8 protein-coding genes are annotated in these 6,816 nt (G+C 64.2%); 4 read left to right on the plus strand and 4 right to left on the minus strand.

Features of this window, described 5'->3' with window-relative positions; all coding sequences use genetic code 11:
* Positions 1 to 280, plus strand: a 280-nt coding sequence (locus ACFMO5_RS00155; RefSeq protein ID WP_376790747.1) for a zinc ribbon domain-containing protein, incomplete at its 5' end; no start/stop codon positions are given.
* A 28-nt stretch (positions 281 to 308) separates the two neighbouring features.
* Here the strand turns inward: ACFMO5_RS00155 and ACFMO5_RS00160 are convergent.
* The 3 genes from ACFMO5_RS00160 to alr are packed head-to-tail and all read right to left on the minus strand — an operon-like array spanning position 309 to position 3,455.
* Positions 309 to 1,067, minus strand: a complete 759-nt coding sequence (locus ACFMO5_RS00160) for a class I SAM-dependent methyltransferase (RefSeq protein ID WP_376790748.1) — start codon at positions 1,065 to 1,067, stop codon at positions 309 to 311.
* 57 nt (positions 1,068 to 1,124) lie between these two features.
* A complete protein-coding gene (aroB, locus tag ACFMO5_RS00165; RefSeq protein ID WP_376790749.1) occupies positions 1,125 to 2,267 on the minus strand; it encodes a 3-dehydroquinate synthase in 1,143 nt (380 codons plus the stop codon).
* Between the two features lie 60 nt (positions 2,268 to 2,327).
* On the minus strand, positions 2,328 to 3,455 hold the full coding sequence (gene alr, locus ACFMO5_RS00170; RefSeq protein ID WP_376790750.1) for an alanine racemase: 1,128 nt from the start codon (positions 3,453 to 3,455) through the stop codon (positions 2,328 to 2,330).
* Positions 3,456 to 3,671: 216 nt separating this feature from the next.
* Here alr and ACFMO5_RS00175 point away from each other — a divergent pair, with 216 nt between their 5' ends.
* From ACFMO5_RS00175 to tsaA, 3 genes are all read left to right on the plus strand, one after another.
* Positions 3,672 to 4,841 carry an NAD(P)/FAD-dependent oxidoreductase gene (locus tag ACFMO5_RS00175; protein ID WP_376790751.1) on the plus strand — a complete coding sequence of 390 codons (1,170 nt, stop codon included), beginning with the start codon at positions 3,672 to 3,674 and terminating at the stop codon, positions 4,839 to 4,841.
* A 126-nt stretch (positions 4,842 to 4,967) separates the two neighbouring features.
* Positions 4,968 to 5,927 (plus strand): threonine/serine dehydratase, encoded by a 960-nt coding sequence (locus ACFMO5_RS00180; RefSeq protein WP_376790752.1) that lies wholly within the window; start codon positions 4,968 to 4,970, stop codon positions 5,925 to 5,927.
* Positions 5,928 to 6,064: 137 nt separating this feature from the next.
* Positions 6,065 to 6,496, plus strand: coding sequence for a tRNA (N6-threonylcarbamoyladenosine(37)-N6)-methyltransferase TrmO (gene tsaA, locus ACFMO5_RS00185; protein ID WP_376790753.1), 432 nt, complete (start codon positions 6,065 to 6,067; stop codon positions 6,494 to 6,496).
* Between the two features lie 124 nt (positions 6,497 to 6,620).
* On the opposite strand, the gene ACFMO5_RS00190 is transcribed toward tsaA, so the two are convergent.
* Positions 6,621 to 6,816: DUF3536 domain-containing protein (locus ACFMO5_RS00190; protein WP_376790754.1), on the minus strand; the 196-nt coding region annotated here is incomplete at its 5' end.

Genomic DNA, 6,816 nt, shown 5'->3' on the forward strand with positions numbered 1-6,816 from the left:
GCGTGGCTCGGGGTGTGGGTGGGTGGGGCCGAAGATGCCCCTGTCGGTGCGCGTGTTTCGGTGTGCGAGGTGCGGGTTGGAGATCGACCGGGACCTCAATGCCGCGCTGAACTTGAGGCAATACGGGTTGGCCGCCCGGAAGGGCCCTACCGCGAGTTCCGCGGGAAGTGACGCCTGTGGAGATCGGCTCTGCGGCGGAACAGGCCCTGGGCCCTGGTCTACGAGCACCCGGTCGATGAAGCAGGAAGGGACCGGTCATCTGTGGAACCCTTCGGGGTGAAATAGATGACGACGAGTCACGGAACGGTTCAATGGATGCGCCGGGCGACAACCAGCATCTGCGGGCTATCCTCCCGATAGGGAGTGAGATCATAGGCGCCAAACATTGCCTCTATGGTGAAACCGCAGCTCTCCAGCAACAGCCGGAGCTCCCCTGGCCACACGAAACGCATTCGGCTTGGGAAAGCCCAGCGCCGCCATGTCCCGTTGGGCTCGCGCTCCTCAACCAGAAACATCACCTCTAAACGCTGAGCCGCCGCATCAACCCGCCGCGCTTCAAACCAGAGGAGGATCTTTCCGCTTTCCGCATCCTCTTGCCAGCTTCGCAGGAAAAGCTGTCCACTCTCCTCCAGCAACGCCGCATCCGGGTTCAAGCAATCCATGAGCAGAAGCCCACCAGGTTCCAGCACGCGCCGCAGATGCTGGAGAACCGCCCGCTGGGCCTCCACAGAGTCGAAATGTAAGAAAGTGTTCAGAGGGATAAAGGCCATCACGTAAGGTCCCCCAGGGATCCCCCGAGTCGCATCCTGATGGATCCAGGTGATGCGGTCGGACACCCCCGTCCGTTCCGCCCGCGCCCGGGCGCGGGTCAGCATCGCGGCTGAGGCATCCAGGCCGGTGATCTGGAAGCCCGCCTCCGCCAGGGGAACGGTCAGGCGCCCGGTACCACAGCCCACCTCCAACAACGGCGAGCCCGCCCGCTCAGCGTAGCCCTGATAGAAGGGCAGATCCTCCAGGAAGTCCCCAAAGAAGCGATCGTAGAACGCTGCGAACGCCTCATAGTCCATAAGCCGTCACCCGCTCCGTTCAGGGGATCCTCTGCCCTGCAGCAGGTCCTATGCCCTCTAGACTGCCGTCTCCTCCAGGGCCTGGAGGATCGGTTCGTACGGCACGTCGGAATAGGTTCGCACGAGGCCGGGTCGATGGATCAGAACCAAGCGCAGGCGCCCCCCACGACGCTTTTTGTCCGTCCCCATCGCCGCGATCACCTCCTCCGGCGTCGCCTCAACGCCGCGTTGGGCCAGCCAGATCCGCCAGCGGGTGGGAAGACCGAGCCCGCGCAGCACCCGCTCCAGCTGTTCCGGGAGCTCGGATTCCTCCAGAAGGCCAAGCCGGCCCGAGAGGACAGCTGCCGCAACCAAACCGGCAGCGACCGCCTCCCCGTGAGGGACCTGATAGCCGCTGATCCGCTCAAAGGCATGGCCGAAGGTGTGACCCAGGTTCAACCACTCCCGCTCCCCTCGGGTCTCCAGGGGATCGTGCTCCACAATCTGGATCTTCACCGCGATCGACCGGGAGAGCAGCGTGAGAAGCGCCTCCTCCCCGGGCTTTGTTGCCCAGCGGGCCGGGTTGTCGACCAATTGCTGCCATAACCCCGGGTCCCCGATCAAGGCGGCTTTAACGACCTCCGCCATGCCGTTGCGCCACTCGGCGGGTGGAAGCGTGTTCAGAGCCGTGGGATCGATCAGAAGGAGATGTGGGGGATAAAAAGCGCCAACCAGGTTTTTGCCTTCCGGTAAGTCCACCCCTGTCTTCCCACCAATCGCAGCGTCGACCATGGCCAGGAGGGTGGTGGGGATGCTGACAAAGGCGATCCCCCGCATATACGTGGCGGCAACGAAACCGGCCAGGTCCAGCACCACCCCTCCCCCCAAGCCGATCAGCACCCCATCCCGTCCGACCCCCCCTTGGGCCAGGTGACGATAGAGCTCGGCGGCGGTATTGAGGGTTTTGGTGGTTTCCCCCGGCGGCAACAAGAGCGGCAGGACCGTGAACCCGGCTTCCTCCAAGGAGCGCTGGATCCGTTCCCCGTAATAGGTTCCCACAATGGTATCGCTCACCAGAGCGGCCGTGCCGCCCAGACCCGCTTCCTTCAGAAGCGTCCCGCACCGATCGACCAGACCGGCACCCACCATGATCGGATGGGCGCGCTCACGATCCGGGAAGCGTAGATGAAAGCTGAGAATGCGCGGGAAGCTCTCCCCCAAATCCTTGAACCCTCCGGATGGTTTGTGAACTCGGACCTTTGGGCCCCTGAACTCCCTCTCCTAGCCGGCCTCACCGGATCGGTAGATCCGGGGAACGCGCGGGGAGATCTGGGTAGTGATCTCATAATTGATCGTGCCCGCCCACGTCGCGATGTCCTCCGCGCGGATTTCGTTTTCCCCCTGGCGACCCAGGATCACGACCTCGTCCCCGATTTTCACATCCGGGATATCCGTGACCTCGACCACGATCTGATCCATGCTGACCCGGCCGCGCACAGGGGCCAGGCCGCCCCGGATCAGGACCTTCCCCCGGTTCGAGAGCGCGCGAAGATATCCATCCCCATAGCCGACAGGAACCAGAGCCATGCGGCGTTCTCGATCGGCGATAAACGTCCGGCCGTATCCTACGGATTCCCCAGGGGCGATGGACCACACCCGGATGACCCGGCTCTTCCAGGAAAGGGCCGGGCGTAACGGGAAAGGCGGTTCCCATTCCAGCGAAGGTCGCATCCCATAGAGGGCAAGCCCTGGGCGCACGGCCTCGAAGTGAGCGGCGCGGAAGCGCATCGCCGCCGCGCTGTTCGCGGCATGACGTATGGGAACCCGGATGCCGGACGATTCCAAGGCGGCGATGACCTCCTCAAATCGGCGCAGCTGTCGCATGGCGAAAGATGGGTCGCTCTCATCGGCGGTGGCGAAGTGGGTGTAGAGGCCCTCCAGGGCAAGGCCGTCCATGCCCCGCAGCGCCTGGGCCAGGGCCACTGCCTCCTCCGGGAGAACCCCTGCCCGCCCCATCCCGGTATCGACTTCCACGTGGACCGGTATCACGCACCCGGCCCCGCGGGCAGCGCCATCCAGCGCTTGCGCCGCCTCCACGGTTGATAGCGTCGGGGTCAGCCGCCAGCGAACAATCTCGGCCGCCTCTTCGGGCAAGAGAGGAGCCATCACCAAGATGGGCGCCTCAATGCCTGCCTCGCGGAGGGCTACGCCCTCCGTGAGGCGATGGACCGCCAGGCGGGAGGCGCCAGCCGCGAGGGCTGCACGAGCGACGGGGACGGCACCATGGCCATAGGCGTTGGCCTTCACCACGGCGATGACCTCCACCCGATCGCCCACCCACCGCTTGATGGCGCGAGTGTTGTCGGCGATCGCATTCAAGTCCACTTCCACCCAAGTGAGGGAGCCCACCATTCTCTCCGCCAAGTCCGAGCGGTCGAACGAGCTGGGCATTGGGGCACTCTCTCAACCGACAGGCGTTACAGCACCTGCAAGGGCAAGGCGGAACGCCTCCATCATTCCTATAATATCGTTCTGAATCCCACCTTGGAAAGCTCGGACCCTTTCACAATCAGCCTGGTGCTTCTCCCACTTTCGTTTTGGGAATATACGATGTGGAGGAAGCGAATGGCCCCCACGGAATTCCCTCGGACAGCCGATCTGGTGATCATTGGCGGAGGGATCGCTGGGACGGCAGCGGCTTTCTACGCCGCTCGGGCGGGCCTCCGAACTGTCGTGGTCGAGCGAAAGCCATGGCTGGGAGCGCTCACCACGGCCGTGGCTGTCGCCTGTTTCCGCGCCCAGTGGGACGATCCCGATTTCGCCTATTTGATGGTTCCGAGCATCGCCACCTATGAGCATTTCGCCGATGAGATCGGGATCCCTGGTTACACCATTGGCCTCCGCCAGCAGGGATGGTTATTCGCCACCACAGATCCCCAAGGCCTTGAACGGTTTCGACGATGGGTCGAAGGGCAACGGCGCCTGGGGATCACCGATACCGAGCTCTGGACCGGTGAGGAGGCCCGGCGGCGTTTCCCGTGGCTCTCCCCCGAGGTGACCGCTGCCACGTTCCGGGCGCGGGATGGCTGGCTTTCTCCACACGAAGTGGTTTACGGCTACGCCCGGGCGAGCGGCGCCTCATTTCTCGTGGAGACGGAGGCCTTTCGGATCGCTGTGGCCGGCGGACGGGTCATCGGGGTGGAGACCTCCCGGGGCTTCATCGCCGCGCCGCGCGTGGTGATCGCGGCAGGGCCCTTCTCCAGGCGTCTGGCAGCCACCGTCGGGGTGGATCTTCCCCTCTTTCTGCTTCGGCGCCAGCGGGCCTTCGTCGCCGATCCCGCCATTCCTCCCGACGCCCCCATGGTTGCGGACGATGACACCGGCGTATACTGGCGGCCGGAGACGGGAGGCGCTTTCCTGGGCTGGGGGCTCCCGGAGCCTCCCGGCGAGCCCCAGGACCCGGTCCCCGCCGATCCGTTGTTCCCGGCGCGGGCCCTGGAGGGCGCCGCCCGGCTGACGCCGTTTTTCCGTGAGGTGGCCGCCCGGCTCACCCGGGACCGAGTATCCGTCGCCGCCGGTCAATACACGTGCACGCCGGATGGGAAGCCGTTGATCGGATCCTGCCCGGAGGTCGAGGGGCTCTACGTGCACACGGGGGATAACGGCTATGGGATCGAAAGCGCTCCTCAGGCCGCGCGGCACCTCGTGGCGGTGCTGACCGGCCAGCTTCCCGAAAACGAGAATCGTTTTCGGATCCACCGAACATTCGCACCTGCGGGGAAGAAAGTGCTTTAATAACCGTGTCTACGGTAGGAGGAGGCAGCGGCTGTAGCGGTTTTCCCCAAGGGCAGAACAGGAGGGGGGCAGAAGGGAAGGTTCAAGCGATGGAGATCAGGCCCTCACATCCTACGGGAGGTGGAGATGAGCGAATGGCCCTTACCGACTTTCGTGGACGTGTTGCGGGCCCGTCAGGTCCTACAGGCGTTCCTCCCTCGCACGCCCTTATACCGATATCCGGCTTTGGATCGACTGCTCGGGGCGCGGGTGTACGTCAAGCATGAGAACTTCCAACCCATTGGGGCCTTTAAAGTTCGAGGCGGTGTGTATCTGATGTCCCGCCTCTCTCCTGAGGAGCGGGCCCGGGGGGTGATCACCGCCTCCACCGGCAATCATGGCCAGTCCATCGCCTACGCCGCGGCCCTCTTCGGGGTGCGGGCCGTCATCGTGGTCCCCCAAAACGCCAACCCCGTGAAGATCGAGGCCATTCGAAATTACGGCGCCGAGATCCGAACCTACGGCCGGGATTTCGATGACGCCCGCTCTTACTGTGAACACATGGCATCAGAGGAAGGCCTCCGCTACATCTCTTCCGGCGATGAGCCGGATTTGATTGCCGGGGTCGCTACAGAGACCTTGGAGATCTTAGAAGAGCAACCGGATGTTGAGATGATCTTCGTGCCGGTGGGCGGGGGGAGCGGCGCGGCGGGGGCGTGTCTGGTGGCCAAGACCTTGAACCCGGAGATCCAGGTCATCGGTGTTCAATCCGCCCGGGCACCAGCCGCATATCTGACGTGGCGCCATCGGCGTTGGATGGAGGCCCCGATGGAGACCATGGCAGAGGGACTGGCCACCCGCCGACCGTTCATGCTGCCCCAGAGGATCCTGTGGGAGAAGTTGGATGACTTCATACTCGTTGACGATGAGGAGCTGATCGAAGGGGTGCGGATCTATCTGGAGAAGGCGAAGACGCTGGCGGAGCCCGCGGGGGCAGCCCCACTGGCGGCCGCCTTGCGGTGGCGGGACCGGATCCGTGGACGGACCATCGCGCTGATCCTGAGCGGAGGAAACCTGTCTCCGGAACAACTCCGCCGCTTCCTCTGATTGAAATTCCCAGCAGGGATTACGCCATTCGGAACCCGCGAGAGGGATAAAATATCCCCTGGACAGGCCATTCCAGATGCGCGCCCAGTGATGCAGGCGTGGCCCGCACTGGACAATCTGCATGCTGAGGTCATGGGATGGATCGCAAAGAATGGATGTTCCGATCGATCGGATATGTGCGAAGCCGCTTCACGGAATGGACGGAAGCGGATGTGATGCGCCAGGAGGAGAGCGAGCTCGTCCTTGACCCGGAATTCGTTGAGGGGCTGGAGGGTCTGCAACCGGGTGACATCCTGATGGTCATTTACGTCCTGGACCGGGTGACAGAATCCCGCTTGAAAGTTCACCCCCGAGGCGATCACACCAAACCGATGAAAGGGGTCTTCGCCACACGATCCCAATATCGGCCGAACCCCATCGGGCTCACGGGGGTGCGGGTGCTCGCCATTGAGGGCAATGTGGTGCGCGTGCAGGGCCTGGACGCCCTGGATGGCTCCCCCATCTTGGATCTGAAAATCGCCTCTGACTTGGATCGTCCCCCCGATCCCTGTCCGGAGCGCACGGGGTAGTCGCCTCTTTCCATAGGGGCAAGCTCCCCTCGAAGGGACTCCGCGACGAGGGGGATGGCTCCACCCCCTGTTCCCTCTCCCTGGGCCGATTTACCGCCCGGGGGGAGGGAAAACTGGCTTCTTCTCAAGCGGCAGGGCGGGCTTCCGGCCGAGCCGCCCAGATCTCATCGAAAATCTGAGCTCCGGTTTTGCCCGTTCGCTCGCTCCGGGCCAGGGCCAGGGCCCGACGGAAGCCCTCCGTGAGATCGACCCCGGTGGCCTCCCGAACGAGCTCGATGGCCCGGGCGGCCTGACGGATCACCAAGCGCGGCTCCAGGCGA

The sequence above is a fragment of the Thermoflexus sp. genome, assembly GCF_042408365.1.
In the GTDB taxonomy this organism is placed as follows: Bacteria; Chloroflexota; Anaerolineae; order Thermoflexales; family Thermoflexaceae; genus Thermoflexus.

Excerpts from the sequence above, each read along its gene's own strand:
- ACFMO5_RS00180 (WP_376790752.1), top strand. The coding sequence starts at position 4,968 with ATGAGCGAATGGCCCTTACCGACTTTCGTGGACGTGTTGCGGGCCCGT.
- ACFMO5_RS00175 (WP_376790751.1), top strand. The coding sequence starts at position 3,672 with ATGGCCCCCACGGAATTCCCTCGGACAGCCGATCTGGTGATCATTGGC.
- ACFMO5_RS00160 (WP_376790748.1), bottom strand. The coding sequence starts at position 1,067 with ATGGACTATGAGGCGTTCGCAGCGTTCTACGATCGCTTCTTTGGGGAC.
- tsaA (WP_376790753.1), top strand. The coding sequence starts at position 6,065 with ATGGATCGCAAAGAATGGATGTTCCGATCGATCGGATATGTGCGAAGC.